The sequence below is a fragment of the Roseomonas nitratireducens genome, from assembly GCF_017813355.1.
Classification (GTDB): domain Bacteria; phylum Pseudomonadota; class Alphaproteobacteria; order Acetobacterales; family Acetobacteraceae; genus Neoroseomonas; species Neoroseomonas nitratireducens.
This window is the reverse complement of the sequence record NZ_JAGIYZ010000010.1, coordinates 150389-172464: the sequence shown is the minus strand read 5'-3', so window position 1 is coordinate 172464 and position 22076 is coordinate 150389. Positions and strand designations below refer to the sequence as shown.

Here is a 22076-nt window from a genome sequence, read left to right as displayed (position 1 = left end):
TCTCCAAGCTCAAGCAGTTCCGCCGCGTCGCAACACGCTTCGAGAAGACCGCCCGCAACTACCTCGCCGTCGTCACACTCGCCGCCACCATCCTATGGCTCAGGTAACTGTCCACACGACCTAGCGCACCACCTGGCTCGCCAGCGCGTCCCGCGCGGCGGAACGGAATTCGCGCCGGTGCAGTTCGCGCAGCACCAGCAGGCTCGCCGCGATGAGCGCGACCGGATGGACGATCCAGGCCAGCGCGGCGAGCCCGAAATAGTAGGACCGCAGCCCCGTGTTGAAGTGCCGCGCGGCGCGGTTGGCCAGCCGCGCCGCCGCTTCCGCCGTGCCGATCGCGGCACCGTCCTGCGGCATGCTCATCACCAGGATGCTGACATAGTTGAACTGCCGCAGCGCCCAGGTGAGTTCGAAGAAGGCGTTGACGAAGATCAGCAGCAGCAGGCCGATCTTGATCTCCCACATCGCGTCGTCCGGCACCGTCGACCACGGGAAGGCCGCGACGACGCGCCGGCCGAGGTCGGGGGCGGCCATCATCGCCACCAGGCCGCCCAGGATCAGGATCGAGGTGGTGGCGAGGAAGGAGACCGAGGACATGAGGTTGCCGATCGCCGCGATGTCGGCGATGCGGTTGTCCCGCGGCAGGGCGGCGATCATCCAGCGGCGCCGGTGCTCGTCCATCGCCGCGATCACGCTGCGCGCGCGGATCGACGGCACCCGGTCCACCACCAGCGCATAGACGACCCAGCAGGCGACGAAGACGGCGAGGGCGATCCAGTCGAGCAACGTGAAGGGCAGCATGGGCGCCAGCCTATCGCGCCGGCCGGCCGGAGAGGAACCTGGATGGCGGCCTTCAGCCGGGCGGGGCGATGGCGATGCCGGTGGAAGCCAGGAAGGCGTCCCAGTCCGGCGGATGCCCCCGCCAGTCGGCGGCCTGCGTCGCGACGAGGCGCAGGCTCGTGAAGCCGGGCGGAAGCGTCCAGGCCACCGCGCGGGTGGTGCCCATGACCACGGTATAGCTGGCCCGGTCGAAGCACCGGTCGAGTGAAGCGGCGAGCCGCGCGGTCAGCGCCGCCGCATCCTCCTGGAAATCCCGCGGGAAGGCGGTGCGCAGGAAGGCGATCCGGCGCCCCGGCGCATTCAGTGCCAGCAGGCGCGCCAGCAGGGCCGCCGTCCTCTCCCGCGCCTGCGCGACCTCACCTTCGAAGGCCTCGGTGACGCGGGGGCCGTCCTCGGTGCCGATCACCTTGAACTCGTGGAAGTACTCGATGCCGACATGCCGGTTGATGACGACCGGAATGCCGGCGTCGTTCACCACGGGCATGAGGTCGCCCCGGCGGTAGAGCGCGTCCGCGTCGGGCGTGTCGAAGAGCTTCGGCAGCGCCGTGAGCGGCGTGACCCACCAGTCGAAGCAATAGGCGGTCTCGATTCCGTAGTAGCGACGGATGTTGTGCGCCGCCGCGCAATACGCGCCGAGCGAGACCACATGGGTGGCCTGTTCGCGGTTGAACTCGGCAAGCGGCAGACGCGGCAAGGAGAAGCCTCGCGATCCTCGGCGAAAAACAAGCCTTCGCGGGATCCGGCTTACGGTCTTCCCCGATGGACGCAACGCAAGGTTGCGTGACCCATGCCAGGGGGGCGCCGTGGCGGGGCGCTGTCGCGTCCCGCCACGGCCGCGGGCGTCAGCCCATCTTCTTCTGCAGGTTCTCGTCCAGCTTCGCCAGGAACGCCTGGGTGCTGAGCCAGGGCTGGTCCTTGCCGATCAGGATGGCGAGGTCCTTCGTCATGTGGCCGCTTTCCACCGTCTCGACGCAGACCGCCTCGAGCGCGTTGGCGAAGTCGACCACGTCCTGCGTGCCGTCGAAGCGGCCGCGATAGGCCAGCCCGCGCGTCCAGGCGAAGATCGACGCGATCGGGTTGGTGCTGGTCTCGCGGCCCTTCTGGTGCTCGCGGTAGTGGCGCGTGACGGTGCCGTGCGCCGCCTCGCTTTCCACCGTCTTGCCGTCCGGGGACAGCAGGACCGAGGTCATCAGGCCGAGGCTGCCGAAGCCCTGCGCCACGATGTCGGACTGCACGTCGCCATCGTAGTTCTTGCAGGCCCACACATAGCCGCCTTCCCACTTCAGCGCGCAGGCGACCATGTCGTCGATCAGCCGGTCCTCGTAGGTCAGGCCCGCAGCCTTGAACCGGTCGGCGAACTCGGCGTCGAACACCTTCTTGAAGATGTCCTTGAACTCGCCGTCATAGGCCTTGAGGATCGTGTTCTTGTGGCTGAAGTACACCGAGTAGCCGCGCGCCAGGCCGTAGTTGAGGCTCGCGCGGGCGAAGCCCTCGATCGAGGCGCGGGTGTTGTGCATGCCCATCAGCACGCCGCCGCCGGCGGGGAAGTTCGTCACCTCGAGCTCGACCGGCGCGGAGCCGTCGGCCGGCGTCCAGGTGAGCGTCGCCTTGCCGGCGCCGGGGATCTTGGTCTCGGCGGCGCGGTAGATGTCGCCATAGGCGTGGCGGCCGACGACGATCGGCTTCGACCAGTGCGGCACCAGGCGCGGGACGTTCCTGCAGATGATCGGCTCGCGGAAGATCGTGCCGTCGAGGATGTTGCGGATCGTCCCGTTCGGGCTGCGCCACATCTTCTTCAGGCCGAACTCGGCGACGCGCGCCTCATCCGGCGTGATGGTCGCGCACTTCACCGCGACGCCGTACTGCTTCGTCGCATGCGCCGCGTCGACGGTGATCTGGTCGTCCGTCTCGTCGCGCTTCTGGATACCGAGGTCGTAGTACTTCAGGTCGATATCGAGATAGGGAAGGATCAGCTTGTCCTTGATGAACCCCCAGATGATGCGGGTCATCTCGTCCCCGTCCATCTCGACGACGGGGGTCTTCACCTTGATCTTTGCCATGCCTGTCCTCATGCGGCGCATTCGTGGTGCTGGCCCGCCTGGGGGCGGCCGGCGCGGGCGGACCTTGCACCGGGGCGTGCGGTGCGGCAAGTCCGCCTCGGGCCGGAAAATCCCGGAATGGCAGTATATTAACCCCTTCGGAGGGCGTCCCATGACCGATGCGCCGCGCGGCCTGGCACGGGGGCTCGCCCGCACCCTCTCCCAGGCGACGGGGGAGGGGTATCGCCTCGGCTACGAGATCGCCCGGGACGAGGCCGCCTTCCTCGCCCTGGAAGCGGGGCGCCCGGACCTTGCCGAGCGCATCCGCGCCCTGCGGCCGCTGCCCGACAAGGACGCGCCGCAGGGCTGAACGGCGCCGCCTCAGCCGAGGCTGGTGACGTCCATCGGCGTCGGGTGCCAGGCGAAGCCCTGGCCTTCCTTCACCATCCGCCCCGTCCCCGGCCAGGGGAAGTGGTAGGACATCACCGTGGTCCGGTCCGTCGCGAAGCGGTCCAGCATGCGCGCACGCGTCTGCGCCGATTGCTGCGGGTTGGTGTCGAAGGCGAATTCCCACATCGGGTGGCGCAGCAGCAGGATGTGATGGTGGGCGAGGTCGCCGGTATAGACCATCGCCTCCTGCCCCGAGGTCACGGCATAGACCGTGTGCCCCACCGTGTGGCCGGGGGCGGACAGCGCGATCACGCCGGGGACCACCTCCTGCTCGTTGCGCACCATCACCATCCGGTCGCGATAGGCCGACAGGTTCTTCTTGGCCCCGTCGATGAAGGGCACCATGAAGGCCGGGCCGCGCTTGTTCGCGTCATCCGTCCAGAAGTTCAGGTCGGCTTCGGCCAGCGCGACCTGCGCGTTGGGGAAGTTGCGGTTGCCCTGCGCGTCGACCAGCGCCCAGCAATGGTCGCAATGGGCGTGGGAGAGCACGACGAGGTCGATCTGCGACGGCTCGATCCCCGCCGCGCGCATGTTGCGCAGCAGCCGCCCCGTCGTCGGGCCGAACATGCGGCTCGCCTCGCCCATGCTGTCGCCCATGCCGGTGTCGAACAGGATCAGCTGGCGGCCGGTGTTCACGATCAGCGCGTTCTGCTCGAGCACCGCATTCGCCGGGTCGAGGAAGTTCGCGCGCATCAGCTCGTTGACCTGGCCGGGCTGGGCGCCGGTGAAGGCGTCCTCCGCCTTGCCGAGCGGCAGCGCGCCATCGGAGACGATCGTCGCCTCATAGGCACCAAAGCGGAACCGGTACCAGGCCGGCGCGCCGCGGCCCACGAAGGGGGCGGCGGCCTCGGCGGGCAGGAAGGGCAGGGCTGCGGTGGCGAGGCCCGCCCCCAGCAGGGCACGACGGCTGGTGCTCATGGATCTGGCTCCTCCGATATCGTTGGCCGCTGGCGCGACGGCGCCGCCGCGGCGGGCTAGACTGGCGGGCATGCCCCGGTGCCCGGGTGCATGCCGCGCCACGATGCTACCCTGAGGCGAAATGGGAGTGCCAATGTTCATTCGCGCAATGGCTGTCGGGATGGTCGGCGCCGCGCTCGCCGGGACCGCGCTGGTCGCCACCGGCGCCGGGATCGCGCTGCTGGCCTGCGCGGCGAAGCGCCGCGCCGAGGCGCGCGCCGCCTGGCCGGAGGAAGCGCCGCCCCCGCCGCCCGACGACGAGGAGTCCTGACCCCGCCATGCATGTGCTGATCGCGGGCGGCGGCGTCGGTGGCCTGACGCTCGCCCTGATGCTGCGGGAGCGCGGCATCGCTTGCACCGTCCTCGAGGCCGCGACCGAGGTGAGGCCCCTCGGCGTGGGCATCAACACCCTGCCGCACGCGATCCGCGAGCTGGCGGGGCTCGGCCTGCTGCCCGCGCTCGATGCCGTCGCGGTGCGCACGCGCGAACTGCGCTACCTCAACCGCTTCGGCCAGGAGATCTGGGTCGAAAAGCGCGGCACCTGGGCCGGGCACGACGTGCCGCAATTCTCCATCCATCGCGGCCACCTGCACCAGGTGCTCTGGACCGCGGCGCGGGAGAGGCTCGGCGAGCCGGCGCTGATGACCGGCGCGCGGCTCGCGTCCTTCGCCGAGACGGCGGAGGGCGTTCGCGTCGATCTCGCCGATGGCCGCGTCGCGACGGGCGACCTGCTCGTCGGCGCCGACGGCATCCATTCCGTGGTGCGCGCCGCGCTGCATTCGCAGGATGGCGGCATCCGCTGGAACGGTATCCAGATGTGGCGCGGCGCGATCGACTGGCCGGAATTCGAGGGCGGCGACACCATGATCGTCGCCGGCGACATGCGGGAGAAGCTGGTGCTCTACCCGATCGCCGCCGGATCCCGCCCGGGCATGCGCCTGACCAACTGGGTGGTCTGCGCGCAGATCGGCGATGCCACGAAGCCGCCGCCGCGGCGGGAGGACTGGTCGCGGCCCGGGCGGCTCGAGGACGTGCTGCCGCATGTCGCGCGCTTCCGCATCCCGTTCCTGGACGTCGCGGCGCTGGTGCGCGCCACGCCGGAATTCTGGGAGTACCCGATGTGCGACCGGGACCCGCTGCCCTTCTGGACGCGCGGGCGCGTGACGCTGCTCGGCGATGCGGCGCACCCGATGTACCCGGTGGGCTCGAACGGCGCGTCGCAGGCCGTGCTTGATGCGCGCTGCCTGGCCGACGCGATCGCCGCCGCGCCCGGCCCCGCCGCGCTCGCGGCCTATGAGGCCGAGCGCCTGCCGAAGACGGCCGAGATCGTGCGCAGCAACCGCCGTGGCGGGCCTGAGCGCGTGGTCGATGTCGTCTCCGAACGCGCGCCGGACGGCTTCGCGCGGCTGGAGGATGTGATCGCGCGGGAGGAGTTGGCGGCGATTGCTGGTGGCTACGCCGCCATGGCGGGGTTTGCCGCGCCGCGGTGAAGTGCGGGGGAGGGGAACCTCCCCCGCTCCCCCTCCCTTCTTTATCGTTTGGGAGCTGACGTCTGAGGTCAGTCTCCAGGTTCCAAAAAAGGTTGAGGGGGGTCCGGGGGGAGAAGTTCCCTTCTCCCCCCGCCCGGAGGTTCAGATGCCCGGCCAGATTACGCTGACCCGCACCCATGCCGGCGCCGTCGCCCATGTCACCGTGGACCACGACGCCAAGCTCAACACGCTCAACCCCGACCTGATGCGCGACTTCGTCGCGGCCTTCGCGACGCTGTCGGCGGACCCCGCGCTGCGCGCCGTGGTGCTGACCGGCGCCGGGGCGCGCGCCTTCATCGGCGGCGCCGACATCACGGTGATGGCCGGCATCGACAGCGAGGCGGGGGGCGAGGCCTTCATCCGGCTCGTGCACGCATGCTGCCGCGCGGTGCGCGACTGCCCCGTGCCCGTGATCGCGCGCGTCAACGGCTGGTGCCTCGGCGCGGGGCTGGAGGTCGCGGCCGCCTGCGACCTGCGCATCGCGGCCGAGGGTGCCAAGTTCGGCATGCCCGAAGTGCGCGTGGGCATCCCATCCGTGGTGGAGGCTGCGCTGCTGCCCGGCCTGATCGGCTGGGGCCGCACGCGGCGCCTGCTGCTGCTGGCCGAGACCATCGGCGCGGCGGAGGCGCTGGACTGGGGGCTGTTGGAGCGCGTCGTGCCCGACGCGGCGCTCGACGCCGCCGTCGAGGCGTGGATCGGCCTGCTGCTGGAAGCGGGGCCGGAGGCGATCCGCGCGCAGAAGGCGCTGATCCGGCGGTGGGAGGATTTGCCCTTGTCCCAGGCGATCGCGGCGGGGATCTACGCGTTTGCGGCGTCGTGGCGCACCGAGGAGCCCGCCAGGATGCTCGGCGGCTTCCTGGCGGCGAAGGCACGCCGGGCGGCGCGTGACTGAGGCGCAGCGCCGGGCCTCCTAGTCCGAGGTCTTGCGCAGGTAGACCTGGTGGTTCGGGTGCCACAGCGTCTCGGTCTTGCGGCAGAAGATGTTGGCGAAGGCATCGATCGCGATCTTCGGCGTGCGGATCGGGTCTCGCCCCTGGGGCAGCGCCTCATGCCACCAGTAGTCGTCGAAGCCGAGGATGCCGCCCACCTTCAGCAGCTTGAAGCCCAGCAGGGCATCCAGCAGCACGTCCGGCGCCTCGTGCGAGCCGTCGACATAGACGAAGTCGAAATGGCCGGTGCGTCCGGAGGCCATGAGCCCGGCCAGCGCCTGGTCGGACATGGCCTTGTGGATGTGCAGGTCCACCGGATGCGCGGCGCGGCCGCAGGCGAGGCCGATATTGTGGCGGAACCGCCGCTCCACCTCGCCCATGTCGGCTTCGGCGGTGCCGCCCGCGCGGTGCTCGATTCCGCCGGACCAGGTGTCGACGCAGTGGAGTTCGAGCGGGCGCTGCGCGGCGATCCGGTCCACCAGGAAGCAGGCCGAAGCGCCTTCGTAGGAGCCGATCTCGAGGACGCTGTCGATCCGGTTCGCAGCGAGCAGCCCCTCCCAGACCTCCGCGGAGGCGTCGGCGAACCAGGTGTTGGAAAACGCGTAGGAAGGCACGCCGACGCTGGTGGTCTGGGTCATCAGTCTCGCTGTCCTGCTGAAGGTGCCGTCCGGTTTCGGGCGTCGGGCGTCAGCCCGGCGGCGGCAGGAATTCCACCTCATGCTCCGCGGCGATGCGGATCACCTCGGCCGGGTCCGGCACGTTGTGGATGCGCGTGAACAGCGTGTGCAGGCTGCGCGCGGGGCTGACCCAGAACAGGGCGCGCACCGGGGACCCGGACTTGTTCCAGATGCCGTGCATGATGCCCATCGGCATGCGGATCAGGTCGCCCGCCTTCGCGACCACCGGCTGGCCGTCCAGCACCAGGTCGAAGCGGCCTTCCAGCACGCGGATGAACTCGTCCTGCGTGGCGTGGATGTGCGGCGGCACGAAGGTCCCGTCGGGGAACAGCGTGTCGAAGGCGAAGCAGGAATCGCAGGACGCGACCGGCTTGTAGGTCTGGCCGAGGATGTTCCAGACGACGCCGTCGATGCCTTCGCCGGCGGGCGTGATGCCCGCGCTCAATGCGGTCATGGTGATGCCTCCCTCACACGTGCAGATAGGTGTCGCGCACTTCAGGCGCGGCGGAAAGGGCCTCGCTGGTGCCGGTCCAGACGACGCGGCCCTTCTCGATGACCACATGGCGGTCGGCGAGCCTGAGGATGGCGGCGAGGTTCTTGTCGATCAGCAGGATCGCCTGGCCCTCGGCCCGCAGGCGGGCGAGGACCGACCAGATCTCGGCGCGGATCAGCGGGGCGAGGCCCTCCGTCGCCTCATCGAGCACCAGCAGGCGCGGGTTCGTCATCAGCGCCCGCCCGATGGCCAGCATCTGCTGTTCCCCCCCCGACAGCCGCGCGCCGAGGTTGCGCCGCCGTTCGGACAGGCGCGGGAACAGCGCGAGCACCGCATCGAGCGTCCAGCGCGGCGCGCCGCCGGCCCGGTTGGCGGCGGTGGCGACGAGGTTTTCCTCCACCGTCAGGGTCGGAAACACCTGGCGGCCTTCCGGCACCAGGCCGATGCCGCGCTGGGCGATGCGGTAGGGCGGCAGGCCGGTCACGTCCTGCCCGTCGAAGGCGATGCGGCCGGCGATGGGCCGCACCAGCCCCATGATGCTGCGCACCGCCGTCGTCTTGCCCATGCCGTTGCGGCCGAGCAGCGTCACGACCTCCCCCGCGCCGACGGCAAGGTCGATGCCGTGCAGCACGCGGCTGCCGTCATAGCCGGCGACGAGGCCGTCCACCGCCAGCATCAGCCCTCGTCCTCCCCCAGATAGGCGGCGCGCACGGCGGGGTCGCCGCGGATCTCGGCCACCGTGCCGGTGGCGATGACGCGGCCGTAGACGAGCACCGAGACGCGGTCGGCCAGGGCGAAGACCGCCTGCATGTCGTGCTCGACGAGCAGGATGGTGTAGGTGGATTTCAGCCGCGTCAGCAGGGCGATCAGCCGCTCCGTCTCCTCCGGCCCCGCCCCGGCGAGGGGTTCGTCGAGCAGCAGCAAGCGAGGCTTCGTCGCGAGCGCGATGGCGAGTTCCAGCGCCCGCTTCTCCCCATGGCTCAGCGCGCCGGCGGGGATGGCGGCGCGGTCGGCGAGCCCGACCTCGGCCAGCGCCGCCAGGGCGGCCTCGTTCGTCGCGCGCTCGGACGAGGCGGGGCGGAGGAAGCGGAAGGAGGATCCGCCGCGCGCCTGCACCGCGAGGGCGACGTTGTCCAGCGCGGTGAAGCCCGCGACCACGCTCGTGATCTGGAAGGTGCGCGCGAGCCCCGCCCGCACGCGCCGCGGCAGGGACAGGCGCGTGATGTCCCGCCCGGCGAAGACCACGCGGCCGGAATCCGGGGCGACGATGCCGGTGATCTCGTGGATCAGCGTCGTCTTGCCCGCGCCGTTCGGGCCGATCACGGCGTGGATCTCGCCCGGCATGACATCGAGGCAGACGCCATCGGTCACGGCGAGGCCGCCATAATGTTTGCGCAGGTCGACCAGGCGCAGCAGCGCGTCAGCCATGGCGGCGCGCCACCAGGCCGGACAGGCCGCCGCGCAGGAACAGCACGGCGAGGATCAGCAGCGGCCCGAACACCAGTTTCCAGTGCTGCATCTGCTGGGCGAGCCAGGTCTCCAGCACCACGAAGACGAGCGCGCCCAGGATCGCGCCCCAGAGCCGCCCGACGCCGCCCAGGATGACCATGAAGAGGAGTTCGCCCGAGCGCTGCCAGGACAGGGTGGCGGGGGAGACGAACTCGGTCGCGTTGGCCAGCAGGAACCCCGCGGCGCCGGCGATCGCGCCGGCGATGACATAGGCGAGCAGCCGGAAGGGGTAGGGGGAAAGGCCGACGGCCTCGACCCGCTGCGCGTTCTCCCGCGCCGCGCGCAGCACGCGCCCGAAGCGGGAGGCGAGCAGCATCGCGCAGCCGCCCCAGGTCAGCGCCAGCGCGCCGAGGCAGATGAAGTGGAAGGCAAGCCGGTCTTCCAGCAGCCGCGCGCCCCAGACCTCGGTGCGGCGGTACAGGGTGTAGCCGTCATCGCCGCCATAGGCGGCCAGCGAGGAGGCGGTGAAGAAGGCCATCTGCCCGAAGGCGAGCGTGATCATGATGAAATGCACGCCCGAGGTCCGGATCGAGATCGCGCCCGTGACCAGGGAGAAGAGCGCCGCGGCCCCGATCGCGGCCGGCAGCACGCGCGCCGCATCGGTGACGCCATGCGCATCGAGGATCGCGACGGCATAGGCGCCGATGCCGAGCGAGGCGGCGTGGCCGAGGCTCGCCAGCCCCGCCCCGCCCACCAGGAAGGCGAGCGAGACCGCCGCCATGCCGAGGATCATGGCGCGCGCCATCAGCGTGGTCTCGTAGGACCCGCCGAGGCCGAGGAAGGGCGCGGCGCCGAGGGCGAGCAGAACGGCGAGCGGCAGCCAGGCCTCGCGCGCCATCGCTCTCAGCCCGCGCGGACGGGAAACAGGCCCGCCGGCCGGAAGGCGAGGATCGCCGCCATGGCGACATAGACGAGCATGGAGGCGAGCGCCGCCCCAGCCTGCCGCGCCGCCGACGCATCGAGGAAAAGCCGCATCAGGTCCGGCATCAGCGACTTGCCGAGCGTGTCGATCAGCCCGACCAGCAGCGCGGCCACGAAGGCCCCGCGGATCGAGCCGATGCCGCCGATGACGATGACGACGAAGGCGAGGATCAGGACGTTGTCGCCCATGCCCGGCTCGACCGAGAAGATCGGCCCGGCCAGCACGCCGGCGAAGCCCGCCAGCATGGCGCCGAAGGCGAAGACCATGGTGAAGAGCCGCCGCACGTCGACGCCGAGGGCCGAGACCATGGCCGGGTTGGTCGCGCCCGCGCGCACCAGCATCCCCGCCCGGGTGCGTTCCACCAGCCACCACAGCAGCCCCGCCGTCGCGATGCCGGCGCCGAGCACGGCAACGCGGTAGATCGGGTATTGCAGCCCGGGCATGATCTCGATGCCGCCTTCGAGCAGCGCCGGGATCGGCACCTGCAGCGGTGCCGCGCCCCAGATCACCTTCACGCCCTCGTTCAGCACCAGGATGACGCCGAAGGTCGCGAGCACCTGGGAGAGGTGGTCGCGATCGTACAAGTGTCGGAACACCAGCACTTCGAGCAGCAGCCCCGCGGCGAGCGCCGCCGGCAGGGCGAGCGCGAGCCCCAGCCAGAAGGACCCCGTCGCGGCCGCGAAGGCCGCGCCGAGATAGGCGCCCAGCATGTACTGCACGCCGTGCGCGAGGTTGATGAAGTCCATCACCCCGAACACCAGCGTCAGCCCCGCCGCGACGAGGAACAGCAGGACCCCGAGCTGCAGGCCGTTCAGCGCCTGCACCAGCAGCAGCTGCGTGGTCACGCCCCGGACTTCGGCGCCGCCCGCGTCAGCGCATCCGGCATTCGGCCGCCCAGGGGTCGACATCCGCCTGGAGCACGCGGCGGACCGTCTCGGTCTGGAACTTGCCGTCGGCCCTGCGGGCGACGTTGAGCAGCCAGAAATCCTGCACCGGGTAGTGGTTCACGCCGAAGCGGAAGGGCCCGCGGACCGAACGGAAATCGGCCGCGCGGATCGCAGCGCGCAGCGCGTCCTTGTCGCGCAGGTTGCCGCCCACCTTGCGGATCGCGCTGTCGAGCAGCATCGCCCCGTCATAGGACTGCGCGGCGTAGGAGGCCGGGACGTAGTTGAACTGCGCCTCGAAGTCGCGGACGAAGCGGCGGTTCTGGTCGTTGTCCATGTTCGGCGCCCAGGAAGCGGCGGAGAAGAAGCCGAGCGCGGCTTCCCCCTGCGCGGGCAGCGTCGCCTCATCCACCGTGAAGGTGGACAGGAAGGGGATGCTGGCGAGCCCGGCCTGCCGGTACTGCCGCACCAGGTTCACGCCGAGACCGCCGGGCATGAAGGTGAAGATGGCGTCCGGGCGCGCGGCGGCGATCTTCGCCAGCTCGGCCGAGAAGTCGAGCTGCGTCAGCGGCACGTACACCTCGTCCACCACCTGGCCCTTGAAGCGGGACTTGAAGCCCGCGACCGCGTCGCGGCCGGCCTGGTAGTTCGGCACCATCACGAAGACGCGGCGATAGCCCTGGTCCTCGCAGGCCTGGCCGATCACCGAATGGACCTGGTCGTTGTTGTACGATGTGGTGAAGAAGAACGGGTTGCAGCCGCGGCCGGCGAAGGTGGACGGGCCGGCATTGGTGCTGATGAGGAAGGTGTTGGCTTCCGTCACCGGCCGGATGATCGCCTGCAGGATGTTCGAGAAGACGACGCCCACCACGAAGTCGACGCGGTCGCGCTCGAGTGCCGCGCGCACCTTGGTCACGGCGACTTCCGGGCGCAGCTCGTCGTCAATGTGCACGACCTCCGTCGTCAGCCCGCCGAGCCGGCCGTCGAGGTGCCGCAGCCCCTGCAGGAAGCCGTCGCGCAGCTGGGTGCCGAGGGCCGCCTGCGGGCCGGTCTGCACGGCGACCAGGCCGATCTTCACGCCGCCGGCGGGCTGCGCGTGCAGGATGGCCGGCGCGGCCAGCAAGCCCGTGGTGCCGCCCAGAAGCAGGCGCCGTGCGATCCCGGTCATGGAAGCTCCCCCGTATGTTCGGATTCCGGCCCCTGTTAAGCGCGAAGCGTCACAGGGACGCAAGCCGGGTGGCCATCTCCGCGGCGCGGGCGGTCAGGGGGTGGTCGGGATCGGTGAAGGGGTCGAGCACCGTGAAGTGGTTCGCCCCGGCGATTTCCTCGGCCGTGCCACCCCAGGCGGCGGCGAAGTCCCGCGTCTGGCGGCGGAACTCGTCGCTCTCGGCGCCGCCGACCACCGCATGGAACGGCAGGCCGGGGGAGGGCATGAGGCGGGGCGAGAGCGCGCGCGCCTCCTCCCGCGTCAGTTGCAGGGCGCGGGCGATGCTGGTGGGCAGCAGCGGCTCCAGCTCGAAGACGCCGGAGACGGGGAGTGCGGCCGGCACCACATCCGTCCCGAGCGCCGCATCGAGCGCCGGCCAGTCGGTTGCGAGCAGCATGGCGGCGAGATGCCCGCCCGCCGAATGCCCCGTGGCGAGAATCCGCTGCCGCGCGCCGAGATAGAGCGAGGCCGCGCAGCGCCGAAGCTGGGCGACGATGGTCGCCATGCTGACCTCGGGGCAGAGCCCGTAGGAGGGCACCGCGACCGCCACGCCGCGCAGCAGCATCCCCCGCGCGAAATGGCTCACCGCCTTGCGGTCCAGCGCCTGCCAGTAGCCGCCATGGATGAAGAGGGCGAGCGGGCAGGGGCCCTCGGCCTCGGGCAGGAACAGGTCGAGCGCCTCGCGCTCCGTCTCCCCATAGGCGATGTCGAGCCGCGCGCGTGGCCAGGATTCGCGGAACGCCGCGGCATCCGCGATCCATCGGGCCAGGATTGCGGCGCTCTCCGGCACCCGCGCCCGGTTGTTGTATTCGGCTTCGGCGTCCATGTGGCGCATTGCGCATGGCCCGGGGCGGCCGTGCAAGGCAGGATGGGGCGATGCGGGTCTACCTGGCCGGACCGGAGGTCTTCCTGCCCGACGCGCTCGAGGTCGCGGCGGCGAAGAAGCGCGTCTGCGCGGCGCATGGGCTGGAGGGCGTCTTCCCGCTCGACCCCCCGCCGGCTGCCGCCCCTGCCGACCGGCCCTACTGGATGCGCATCTACCTCGGCAACGAGGCGCATATCCGATCCTGCGGCGCGCTGATCGCGAACCTCACGCCCTTCCGCGGGCCTTCGGCCGATGCCGGGACGGTCTACGAGCTGGGCTTCATGCGCGCGCTCGGCCGGCCGGTCGCGGGCTATTCCAACCTGGCGGCGGATTTCCTCGACCGCACCCGTGCCTTCCTGGGCGGGCAGGCGCGCCCGCGCGCCGATGGCGGCTGGGAGGACGCCGATGCGATGGGCCTCGAGGATTTCGGCCTGGCCGACAACCTGATGATCGATGGCGGCATCGCGGCCGCCGGCGGGGTGTTCGAGCGGCAGGATTCGCCTGGCGACCGATGGCGCGACCTCGCGGCATTCGAGCGCTGCTGCGCCTGGATCGCGCGGCGGTGAGAGACCGGCGGATCGTGCGACCGCACGATCCGGGAGCGCACGGCGCGACCGCGCCCAGCCCATCAGTTGTGCCCGGCGCGCCAGTGCAGGGCGCGAAAGCCAAGCCGCCGGAGGCGGCGCCCGGCGCCTGAGGGCGAAAAAAGGCTTCAGTGCCCCTCGGCGTCGAGCGCGTAGCCGGCCGAGCGCACCGTCCGGATCAGGTCGATCTCCCCCGGCCCGTTGATCGCCTTGCGCAGGCGGCGGATGTGCACGTCGACGGTGCGCGGCTCGACATGGATGTCGCGCCCCCAGACCGCGTCGAGCAGCTGTTCGCGCGTGAAGACGCGCCCGGGATGGGAGAGGAAGAATTCCAGCAGGCGGTATTCGGTCGGGCCGAGATGCAGCGCGCGCCCGTTGCGGGTCACGCGGTGCGCATCCTGGTCCATGCTGAGGTCGCGGTAGGAGATGGCACCCTTGGTCGCCGCGCCGCCGGACCGGCGCAGCAGGGCGCGGATGCGCGCGAGCAGCGCGTCCATCGCGAAGGGCTTGGCGATGTAGTCGTCCGCGCCGGTGTCGAGCGCGCGGACCGCGTCCTGGTCCTCGGTGCGGGCCGTGACCATGATGATGGGCAGGTCGCGCGTGCCGGGGCGGCGGCGCAGCTGGCGGCAGACCTCGATGCCCGAGAGCGCGGGCAGCATCCAGTCGAGCAGCACGAGGTCGGGGCGCGCTTCGGAGACGCGCAGCAGCGCCTCCTGCCCGTCGGCCGCTTCCTCCACCCGGAAGCCCTGCTTTTCGAGGTTGTAGCGCAGCAGCGTCAGCAGCGGCGCCTCGTCCTCCACCACGAGGATGGTGGGCTTGGCGAGAGAGGAATAGGCCTCGGCCATGTCGGGGTCCCCGCTGCCTATTCGCCGGCCGGGCGGACGACGGCGAAGGCGGACTGGTCCGCCTTCGGGCGGTCGTCCGGCAGGCTGTCGCCGAGCACGGCGTAGTGGATGCGCTCGGCGATGTTGGTCGTGTGGTCGCCGATGCGCTCGAGGTTCTTGGCGATGAACAGCATGTGGGTCGCCGCGCTGATGTTGCGCGGGTCCTCCATCATGAAGGTCAGCAATTCGCGGAAGATGCCGTTGTAGATGGCATCGACCGGCTCGTCCGCCTCCCACACCCGGCGGGCGGCCTCGGCGTCGTTCGCCACGAAGGCGTCCATCGCGGCCTTCAGGTTCTCCTGCACCAGCTGCGCCATGCGCTCGAAGCCCGCGAGGCTGCCGATGGAGGGCAGGGAGGCGAGCACGATCGCGCGCTTGGCCGCGTTGCGCGCGTAGTCGCCGATGCGCTCGAGGTCGTTGGAGGTCTTCATGGCGGCGATGACGACGCGCAGGTCCTGCGCGACCGGCTGGCGCAGCGCGAGCAGGCGCACGCAGAAGGCCTCGATCTCCCGCTCCAGCTGGTCGATCTGGGCGTCGCGCTGCACCACCTCCGATGCGAGGGCGGTGTCGCGGCGCACCAGCGCCCGGGTCGCGTCCGCGACCTGGCGCTCGGCGAGCCCGCCCATCCGCCCGGTCATGTCCCGAAGGCGGCGGAGGTCCTCGTCGTAGCTGCGGACGATGTGTTCGGTCGGCATGGTCCTGTTCCTTCCGCCGCTCAGCCGAACCGGCCGGTGATGTATTCCTGGGTCTTGGGGTGCTTCGGCGCGGTGAACATCTGCGCGGCCGGCGCCACCTCGATGAGCTCGCCCAGGTAGAAGAAGGCGACCTGGTCGGCGCAGCGGGCGGCCTGCTGCATGTTGTGGGTCACGATCACGATGGTGAAGTCGCGCTTCAGCTCGTCGATCAGTTCCTCGATCTTCAGCGTGCTGATCGGGTCGAGCGCGGAGGTCGGCTCGTCGAACAGGATCACCTCGGGCCGCACGGCGATGGTGCGGGCGATGCACAGCCGCTGCTGCTGCCCGCCCGAAAGGCCGAGCGCGCTGCTGTCCAGCCGGTCCTTCACCTCGTCCCAGATGGCGGCGCGCGACAGCGCCCATTCCACCCGCTCGTCCATCTGCGCACGCGACATCTTCTCGTGCAGGCGGACGCCGAAGGCGATGTTCTCGTAGATCGTCATCGGGAAGGGGGTGGGCTTCTGGAACACCATCCCGATCTTGGCGCGCAGCGCGTTCAGGTCGGCGTCGGGGGCGACGATGTTCATCCCGTCCATCATCGCCTCCCCCGTCGCGCGCTGGCCGGGATAGAGGCTGTACATCCGGTTCAGCACGCGCAGAAGCGTCGACTTGCCGCAGCCCGACGGGCCGATCATGCCGGTCACCTGGCGGTCCGGGATGTCGAAGTCGATCGACTTCAGGGCGCGGTTGTCGCCGTAGAAGAAATCCAGGTTCCGGATGGCGATGCGCGGCGCGTTCAGCGTGGCGCCCGAGCGCGCCTGCACGCCGCCGAAGCTCTGGCTGGCGGCTTCGGTCGTGCCGTTCTCGGTGGTGGTGGACATCGGGTCCTTCCTTCCGGTCACTTGCGGGTGCGCAGGAGGCTGCGCGCGAGGATGTTGAGGAGAAGCACGCTCAGCGTGATCAGCAGCGCGCCGGCCCAGGCGAGCGCGATCCAGTCCTCGAAGGGCGAGCCCGCGAAGGAGTAGATCGTCACCGGCAGGCTCGACATCGGCTTGGACAGGTCGGTCGACCAGGTGTTGTTGCCGAGCGAGGTGAAGAGCAGCGGCGCGGTCTCTCCCGCCACGCGGGCGACGGCCAGCAGGATGCCGGTGATGATGCCCGACATCGCGGACTTCCAGCACACGAAGACGATCATCTTCCACTTGGGCGAACCAAGGCCGATCACCGCTTCCCGCAGCGTGTTCGGGATCAGCTGGAGCATGTCCTCGGTCGTGCGCACCACCACCGGGATGACGATGATGGCCAGCGCCGCCACGCCCGCCCAGCCCGAGAAGCCGCCGAAGGGCAGCACCAGGATCTGGTAGACGAACAGCCCGACCAGGATCGAGGGCGCCGAGAGCAGGATGTCCGAGACGAACCGCACCATGTTCCCGAAGCGCGATTCACGGGCGTATTCCGCGAGGTAGGTGCCGACCAGCATGCCGATCGGCGTGCCGATGGCGGTGCCCAGCATCGCCTGGATCAGGCTGCCGACGATGGCGTTCAGCAGCCCGCCCTCGGAGCCCGGCGGCGCGGTCACATGGGTGAAGACGCGCAGGCTCATCGCCTCGAACCCGCGGTAGAACAGCGTGGCGAGGATCGAGGCGAGGAAGACGAGCCCGATCAGCGTCGCCAGCACGCAAAGCGTGCGGACGATCATGTCGGCCCGCTTGCGCCGGCGGCCGAGCGCCAGCGCCACCGCGGGGTCCTTGCGCGGGCCGGGCACGGCGCCGGCGGAGAGCGTGATGCTCATGGGATCAGGCCTTCAGCCGCGAGCGCAGCAGGTAGCGCGAGGTGGCGAGTACGATGAAGGACAGCACGAAGAGGATGAAGCCGAGCGCGAGCAGCGAGGCGAGCTTGAGGCTGCCTTCCTGGCTTTCCCCGAATTCGAGCGCGACGAGCGAGGCGATGGTGTTGCCCGGCCCGAAGAGGCTCGTGCTGATCCGGTTCGCATTGCCGATCACGAAGGTGACGGCCATCGTCTCTCCCAGCGCGCGGCCCAGGCCCAGCATGATGCCGCCCACGACCGAGACGCGGGTGTAGGGGATGACGACGCCCTTCATCACTTCCCAGGTCGTGGCGCCGAGGCCGTAGGCGCTTTCCTTGTAGACCGGGGGCACCTGCTCGAACACGTCGCGCATGGTCGCGGCGATGAAGGGCAGGATCATGATCGCCAGGATGAAGGAGGCGGTGAAGATGCCCGTCCCGAAGGGCGCGCCCTGGAACAGGAAGCCTACCCCCGGCAATTCGCCGAGCACGTCGATCAGCGTCGGCTGCACATGCGTCGCGAAGGCCGGGACGATGACGAAGAAGCCCCACATGCCGTAGATGATGGACGGCACGGCGGCCAGCAGCTCGATGGCGGTGCCGACCGGGCGGCGCAGCCAGACCGGCGCTAGCTCCGTCAGGTAGAAGGCGATGCCGAAGGCGAGCGGCACGGCCAGCACGATCGACAGCAGCGCGGTCACGATGGTGCCGTAGATCGACACGCCGGCGCCGAACACCTCCTGCACCGGATCCCAGTCCGTCGAGGTGATGAAGCCGAGGCCGAAGGCCCGGAAGGCGGGCAGGCCGGCGATGAACAGCTCGACGATGATCGCGCCCAGCAGCAGCAGGACGAAGACGCCCGCGCCCCTGCAGGCCCATTCGAAGATCGTGTCGCCGAGATTGCCCGCGCCGCGCGCCGTGCGCGCGGGGGCCGGGGGGGAGGCTGTCGCGGCCTGGCTCACTGTGTCTGCCCGTCAGGAGGAAGAAGAAGAAGGGGCCCGGCACGGCGCCGAGCCCCCATCCGGTCGATCAGGCGCCGAACTGGCGCGCCCAGGCGGCGCGGACCGCATCCTTGGTGGCCTGCGGCAGCGGGATGTATTCCAGCTCCTGCGCCAGGCGGTCGCCATCCTTGAAGGCCCAGTCGAAGAAGCGGCGCACATTGGCGCTGCGCGCCGCATCCGTCGGGTTGGTCGGCAGCAGGATGAAGGTCGGCGCCACGATCGGCCAGGAATTCGCCCCCGGCGTGTTCACGACATTGGCCGCGAAGCCCGGCACGGACCAGTCCGCGGCGCCGGCGGCGGCCATGAAGGTGTCGTGCTCCGGCTTCACGAAGTTGCCGTCCTTGTTCTGGATCTGCGTAGTGATCAGCCGGTTGGCGATGGCGTAGGCGTTCTCGACATAGCCGATCGCGCCGCGCACCTGGCGTACCGTGCCGGCCACGCCCTCATTGCCGCGCGCGCCGGTGCCGGCGGGGAAGCGGACCGAGGTGCCCACGCCCACGCGCGTCTTCCACTCCTCGGACACGTCGGCGAGGTAGGAGGCCCACACGAAGGTCGTGCCCGACCCGTCCGCGCGGTAGGCGGGCGCGATGGCGAGGTTCGGCAGGTTCACGCCCGGGTTGATCGCGGTGATCCGGGCGTCGTTCCAGCGCGTGATCTTGCCGAGGTAGATGTCGGCGAGGATCGGGCCGGTCAGCTTCAGCTGGTCGTTCTCGATGCCGGGGATGTTCACGATGGCGACGAGCGAGCCCATCACCGTCGGGAACTGCAGCAGGTTGCCCTCGGCCAGCTGCTGCTGGTTCAGCGGCGCGTCGGTCGCGCCGAAATCGACCGTCCGGTTGCGGATCTGGTTGATGCCCGCGCCCGAGCCGACCGACTGGTAGTTCACCTGGATCCCGACCGCCGCGCGTGCCGCCTCGGCCCACTTCTGGTAGATCGGGTTGGGGAAGGACGCCCCCGCGCCGGTGATCTGGGCGCCCTGGGCGCGCGCGCCGAAGGCCGGCAGGACCAGCGCCGCACCGGCGCCGAGAAGGATGGACCGCCTGTTCACAGCGTCTCTCCGCATCTTCGTTATTGCCGCTCCGGTCGGGGCGGCTTCGTCGCGGCTTCTAGGCGCCGGGAAAGTCGCCCGGATTGCAGTTCGATGAAAGTTCGATGACAGGGTTGCGGACAAGATTCGCGCTTATCCGCCCCTATTCCTAGCGGTACCAGGCCGGCCGCCGCTTCTCCCGGAACGCCGCCAGCCCCTCCCGCCCCTCGGCCGAGGCCCGCTGCATCCACGATTCATGCGCCAGCAGGGACATCTCCCGCGCGCTCAGCTTCAGCCCCGTGGCGCCGAGGAACGAATCCTTGGTCATGGCGATGGCGGTGGGGGAGGAGAGCATGGTCTGGTCGATGATCTCGGCCAGCCGGGCATCAACGGCGTCGGCTGCGACCACCTCGTGCACCAGGCCGATCCGCAGCGCCTCCTCGGCGCCGAATCGTTCCCCCGTCAGCGCGTAGCGGCGCGTGTGGCGCAGGCCCATGGCGTGGACCATGTGCGTGCTGATGGGCGTCGGCGCCACGCCGACCCGGACCTCGGTCAGGCCGAAGATCGCCTCCGGCGTCGCGATGGCCACGTCGACGCAGCAGACCACGCCGCAGCCGCCGCCGAAGCAGGCGCCATGGACCAGGGCGAAGGTCGGCTTGGGGAATTCGTTCAGCTTCTGCATCGCCGTGGTCGTCGCCATGGACGCGGCATAGGCCTGTTCCGGCCCGTAGGTCGCGGCCTTCGCCAGCCAGTCGAGGTCCGCGCCGGCCTGGAAATGCTTGCCGGCGCCCCGGATGACCAGCGCGCGCACCGCCGGGTCGTCCCGCAGCCGGTCCAGCCCCGCGATCAGCGCGCCGAGCAGGTCCTCGTCATAGGCATTCCCCTTGGCCGGCTTGTTCAGCGTGGCGGTCGCGATGCCACGCGAATCGACGGACAGCAGGACGGGATCGGACATGGCGGGTCTCCTTTCGGGGTGCGGCATCCTCCGCCCCGGCCCGGCGGGCGCCAAGCCGCCGTTGACGCATGGCCGCGCCGCGCGGAAGGCTGGCCCGGCACGCGAAGGACGCCGCCCATGTTCGCCACCCGCCCGACCCTGTCCGGCCCGCGCCACGCCGCCTCGGCCGGCCACTACCTCGCCTCGACCGCCGCCATCGCGGTGCTGGAGGCCGGCGGCAACGCCATCGACGCGGGTTGCGCCGCCGGCATCGCGCTCGGCGTGCTGCTGCCGGACCTCGTGAACGTCGCCGGCGTCGCGCCGATCATGGTCCGTATGGCGGACGGCACGGTCGAGACCATCGCCGGCCTCGGCCACTGGCCGCGCGCCCTGCCGCCCGACGTCTTCATGCGGGAACACGGCGGACGCATCCCCAACGGCGTGCGCCGCACCGTCGTCCCCGCCGCGCCCGATGCCTGGATCACCGCGCTGGAACGGCACGGCACGATGGGCTTCGGCGATGTCGCGCAATTCGCGATCCGCTACGCGGGGGAAGGCTTCGCGGTCTATCCGCTGCTGGCCGAGACGGTCGCCGCGCATCGCGACGACTACGCGCAGTACCCGTCCAACGCCGCGATCTTCCTCCCCGGCGGGCAGCCGCCGAAGGTGGGCGACCGTTTCGTGCAGGCCGACCTCGCCCGCACCCTGTCCTACATGGTGGAGGAGGAGCGCCGCGCCGCGGCGACCGGCGGGCGCATGGCGGGCCTCGCCGCCGCCCACGCCGCCTTCTACCGCGGCGACATCGCACGGGAGATCGTCCGCTTCATCCAGGCCGAGGGCGGCTTCCTGGCGATGGAGGACCTCGCCGGCTTCCGCTCCCGCCTCGAACCCGCGGTCGCGCGGCCCTGGCGCGGCCACAGCCTTCTCACCTGCGGCCCCTGGTGCCAGGGGCCGGCGCTGGCCCAGGCGCTGCTGCTGATGGAACGCGCCGGCTTCGACGGCATGGCGCACAACTCGCCCGACTACCTGCATCTGCTGGTCGAATGCGTGAAGGCGGCGATGGCCGACCGCGAATACCATTTCGGCGATCCGCGCTTCACCGAGGTGCCGCTCGAGGCGCTGCTCTCCCCCGCGCATCTCGACGCGCGGCTCAGCCAGATCGACCCGGCGCGGGCGCATCCGTCCATGTACCCGCCGCTGCTCGGGCAGGGGATTCCGGCCGATGGCCCGCAGCGCGCCGACCTGCCGAAGGTGGAGGCCGACACCTCCTACGTCGCGGTGGTGGACCGCTGGGGCAACGCCTTCAGCGCCACGCCGTCCGACGGGTCGTGGAACTCGCCGGTGGTGCCGGGGCTCGGCATCATCCCCTCCAACCGCGGCAGCCAGTCGCGCCCCGATCCGTCGCACCCGTCCGGCGTCGCGCCGGGCAAGCGGCCGCGCCTGACGCCCAACCCGGCGATGCTGGTCACCGAGGATGGCGGCGTCATGCCCTTCGGCACGCCGGGCGGCGATGTGCAGATCCAGGCCATGCTGCAGGTCATGCTGAACGTCTTCCATTTCGGCATGGAGCTGCAGGAGGCGATCGAGGCGCCGCGCGTCGCCTCCTACGCCTTCCCCTCCTCCTTCGCACCCTTCGACTATTTCCCCGCCCGCGTCGCGGTCGAATCCCGCATCCCCAAGGCGACGCGGGACGCGCTCGCCGCCCGCGGGCATGAGGTGAAGGATTGGCCGGACATCACCTGGCTCGCCGGCAGCGTGGAGGCGGTGCTGTCCGACCCGAAGGCCGGCCTGGTGCGCGCCGGGGCCGATCCCCGCCGCCCAGCCTACGCCATCGCCGGGTGAGCGCGGCGGGGGCGAGCCTTGCC

The 22076-nt window shown here is 70.8% G+C and carries 25 protein-coding genes and 1 pseudogene; 7 read left to right on the top strand and 19 right to left on the bottom strand.

Annotated elements, in window-relative coordinates:
- Positions 1-107: pseudogene (locus J5Y09_RS12220) on the top strand (IS5/IS1182 family transposase); the annotation flags it as partial.
- Positions 108-120: 13 nt separating this feature from the next.
- Here the strand turns inward: J5Y09_RS12220 and J5Y09_RS12215 are convergent.
- The 3 genes from J5Y09_RS12215 to J5Y09_RS12205 form a co-directional block, all read right to left on the bottom strand.
- A complete protein-coding gene (locus tag J5Y09_RS12215; protein WP_209352066.1) occupies positions 121-801 on the bottom strand; it encodes a DUF599 domain-containing protein in 681 nt (226 codons plus the stop codon).
- A 52-nt stretch (positions 802-853) separates the two neighbouring features.
- Positions 854-1534 carry a hypothetical protein gene (locus J5Y09_RS12210; RefSeq protein ID WP_209352065.1) on the bottom strand — a complete coding sequence of 227 codons (681 nt, stop codon included), beginning with the start codon at positions 1532-1534 and terminating at the stop codon, positions 854-856.
- Between the two features lie 148 nt (positions 1535-1682).
- Positions 1683-2900 carry an NADP-dependent isocitrate dehydrogenase gene (locus J5Y09_RS12205; RefSeq protein ID WP_209352064.1) on the bottom strand — a complete coding sequence of 406 codons (1218 nt, stop codon included), beginning with the start codon at positions 2898-2900 and terminating at the stop codon, positions 1683-1685.
- 151 nt (positions 2901-3051) lie between these two features.
- On the opposite strand from J5Y09_RS12205, the gene J5Y09_RS12200 reads away from it, so the two are divergent.
- Positions 3052-3249 (top strand): hypothetical protein, encoded by a 198-nt coding sequence (locus tag J5Y09_RS12200; RefSeq protein ID WP_209352063.1) that lies wholly within the window; start codon positions 3052-3054, stop codon positions 3247-3249.
- Positions 3250-3260: 11 nt separating this feature from the next.
- Here J5Y09_RS12200 and J5Y09_RS12195 read toward each other — a convergent pair whose 3' ends face one another.
- Positions 3261-4247, bottom strand: coding sequence for an MBL fold metallo-hydrolase (locus J5Y09_RS12195; RefSeq protein WP_209352062.1), 987 nt, complete (start codon positions 4245-4247; stop codon positions 3261-3263).
- A gap of 133 nt (positions 4248-4380) precedes the next feature.
- Between J5Y09_RS12195 and J5Y09_RS12190 the strand changes: the two genes are divergently transcribed.
- The 3 genes from J5Y09_RS12190 to J5Y09_RS12180 all read left to right on the top strand — a co-directional run bounded on the left by J5Y09_RS12190 (position 4381) and on the right by J5Y09_RS12180 (position 6707).
- Positions 4381-4557, top strand: coding sequence for a hypothetical protein (locus tag J5Y09_RS12190; RefSeq protein ID WP_209352061.1), 177 nt, complete (start codon positions 4381-4383; stop codon positions 4555-4557).
- A gap of 7 nt (positions 4558-4564) precedes the next feature.
- The gene (locus J5Y09_RS12185) at positions 4565-5776 is read left to right on the top strand and encodes a flavin-dependent oxidoreductase (RefSeq protein ID WP_209352060.1); all 1212 of its coding nucleotides are present in this window, start codon (positions 4565-4567) and stop codon (positions 5774-5776) included.
- 145 nt (positions 5777-5921) lie between these two features.
- Positions 5922-6707, top strand: coding sequence for an enoyl-CoA hydratase (locus J5Y09_RS12180; RefSeq protein ID WP_209352059.1), 786 nt, complete (start codon positions 5922-5924; stop codon positions 6705-6707).
- 18 nt (positions 6708-6725) lie between these two features.
- Here J5Y09_RS12180 and J5Y09_RS12175 read toward each other — a convergent pair whose 3' ends face one another.
- From J5Y09_RS12175 to J5Y09_RS12140, 8 genes are read right to left on the bottom strand one after another with little or no spacing between them, the layout of a single operon-like run.
- Positions 6726-7382 (bottom strand): class I SAM-dependent methyltransferase, encoded by a 657-nt coding sequence (locus tag J5Y09_RS12175; RefSeq protein WP_209352058.1) that lies wholly within the window; start codon positions 7380-7382, stop codon positions 6726-6728.
- 49 nt (positions 7383-7431) lie between these two features.
- Positions 7432-7875, bottom strand: coding sequence for a cupin domain-containing protein (locus J5Y09_RS12170; protein WP_209352057.1), 444 nt, complete (start codon positions 7873-7875; stop codon positions 7432-7434).
- A gap of 13 nt (positions 7876-7888) precedes the next feature.
- Positions 7889-8590, bottom strand: a complete 702-nt coding sequence (locus J5Y09_RS12165) for an ABC transporter ATP-binding protein (RefSeq protein ID WP_209352056.1) — start codon at positions 8588-8590, stop codon at positions 7889-7891.
- Positions 8590-9342: an ABC transporter ATP-binding protein gene (locus J5Y09_RS12160; RefSeq protein WP_209352055.1), complete on the bottom strand. Its 753-nt coding sequence runs from the start codon at positions 9340-9342 to the stop codon at positions 8590-8592. Before J5Y09_RS12160 ends, J5Y09_RS12165 begins: the two co-directional genes overlap by 1 nt.
- Positions 9335-10261, bottom strand: coding sequence for a branched-chain amino acid ABC transporter permease (locus J5Y09_RS12155; protein ID WP_245217069.1), 927 nt, complete (start codon positions 10259-10261; stop codon positions 9335-9337). Before J5Y09_RS12155 ends, J5Y09_RS12160 begins: the two co-directional genes overlap by 8 nt.
- Positions 10262-10266: 5 nt before the next feature.
- Positions 10267-11190: a branched-chain amino acid ABC transporter permease gene (locus J5Y09_RS12150; protein ID WP_342451466.1), complete on the bottom strand. Its 924-nt coding sequence runs from the start codon at positions 11188-11190 to the stop codon at positions 10267-10269.
- Positions 11191-11215: 25 nt separating this feature from the next.
- Positions 11216-12397 carry an ABC transporter substrate-binding protein gene (locus tag J5Y09_RS12145; protein WP_209352053.1) on the bottom strand — a complete coding sequence of 394 codons (1182 nt, stop codon included), beginning with the start codon at positions 12395-12397 and terminating at the stop codon, positions 11216-11218.
- Positions 12398-12446: 49 nt separating this feature from the next.
- On the bottom strand, positions 12447-13262 hold the full coding sequence (locus J5Y09_RS12140; protein WP_209352052.1) for an alpha/beta hydrolase: 816 nt from the start codon (positions 13260-13262) through the stop codon (positions 12447-12449).
- Positions 13263-13312: 50 nt separating this feature from the next.
- On the opposite strand from J5Y09_RS12140, the gene J5Y09_RS12135 reads away from it, so the two are divergent.
- Entirely contained in the window at positions 13313-13867 is a 555-nt protein-coding gene (locus J5Y09_RS12135; protein ID WP_209352051.1) for a nucleoside 2-deoxyribosyltransferase, read from the top strand.
- A 146-nt stretch (positions 13868-14013) separates the two neighbouring features.
- Here the strand turns inward: J5Y09_RS12135 and phoB are convergent, their stop codons facing one another.
- The 7 genes from phoB to J5Y09_RS12100 all read right to left on the bottom strand — a co-directional run bounded on the left by phoB (position 14014) and on the right by J5Y09_RS12100 (position 20232).
- A complete protein-coding gene (gene phoB, locus J5Y09_RS12130; protein ID WP_209352050.1) occupies positions 14014-14730 on the bottom strand; it encodes a phosphate regulon transcriptional regulator PhoB in 717 nt (238 codons plus the stop codon).
- Between the two features lie 17 nt (positions 14731-14747).
- Positions 14748-15464, bottom strand: a complete 717-nt coding sequence (gene phoU, locus J5Y09_RS12125; RefSeq protein WP_209352049.1) for a phosphate signaling complex protein PhoU — start codon at positions 15462-15464, stop codon at positions 14748-14750.
- Positions 15465-15484: 20 nt separating this feature from the next.
- Positions 15485-16324, bottom strand: a complete 840-nt coding sequence (gene pstB / locus J5Y09_RS12120; RefSeq protein ID WP_209352048.1) for a phosphate ABC transporter ATP-binding protein PstB — start codon at positions 16322-16324, stop codon at positions 15485-15487.
- Positions 16325-16341: 17 nt separating this feature from the next.
- Positions 16342-17235 carry a phosphate ABC transporter permease PstA gene (gene pstA / locus J5Y09_RS12115; RefSeq protein WP_209352047.1) on the bottom strand — a complete coding sequence of 298 codons (894 nt, stop codon included), beginning with the start codon at positions 17233-17235 and terminating at the stop codon, positions 16342-16344.
- Between the two features lie 4 nt (positions 17236-17239).
- Complete coding sequence (pstC, locus tag J5Y09_RS12110) at positions 17240-18211, bottom strand: phosphate ABC transporter permease subunit PstC (protein WP_209352046.1); 972 nt, start codon at positions 18209-18211, stop codon at positions 17240-17242.
- A 67-nt stretch (positions 18212-18278) separates the two neighbouring features.
- Positions 18279-19313, bottom strand: coding sequence for a phosphate ABC transporter substrate-binding protein PstS (pstS, locus tag J5Y09_RS12105; RefSeq protein WP_408904056.1), 1035 nt, complete (start codon positions 19311-19313; stop codon positions 18279-18281).
- A 133-nt stretch (positions 19314-19446) separates the two neighbouring features.
- Positions 19447-20232 (bottom strand): enoyl-CoA hydratase-related protein, encoded by a 786-nt coding sequence (locus J5Y09_RS12100; protein ID WP_209352044.1) that lies wholly within the window; start codon positions 20230-20232, stop codon positions 19447-19449.
- 117 nt (positions 20233-20349) lie between these two features.
- Between J5Y09_RS12100 and J5Y09_RS12095 the strand changes: the two genes are divergently transcribed.
- Positions 20350-22053: a gamma-glutamyltransferase family protein gene (locus J5Y09_RS12095; RefSeq protein WP_209352043.1), complete on the top strand. Its 1704-nt coding sequence runs from the start codon at positions 20350-20352 to the stop codon at positions 22051-22053.
- Positions 22054-22076: the final 23 nt, after the last annotated feature.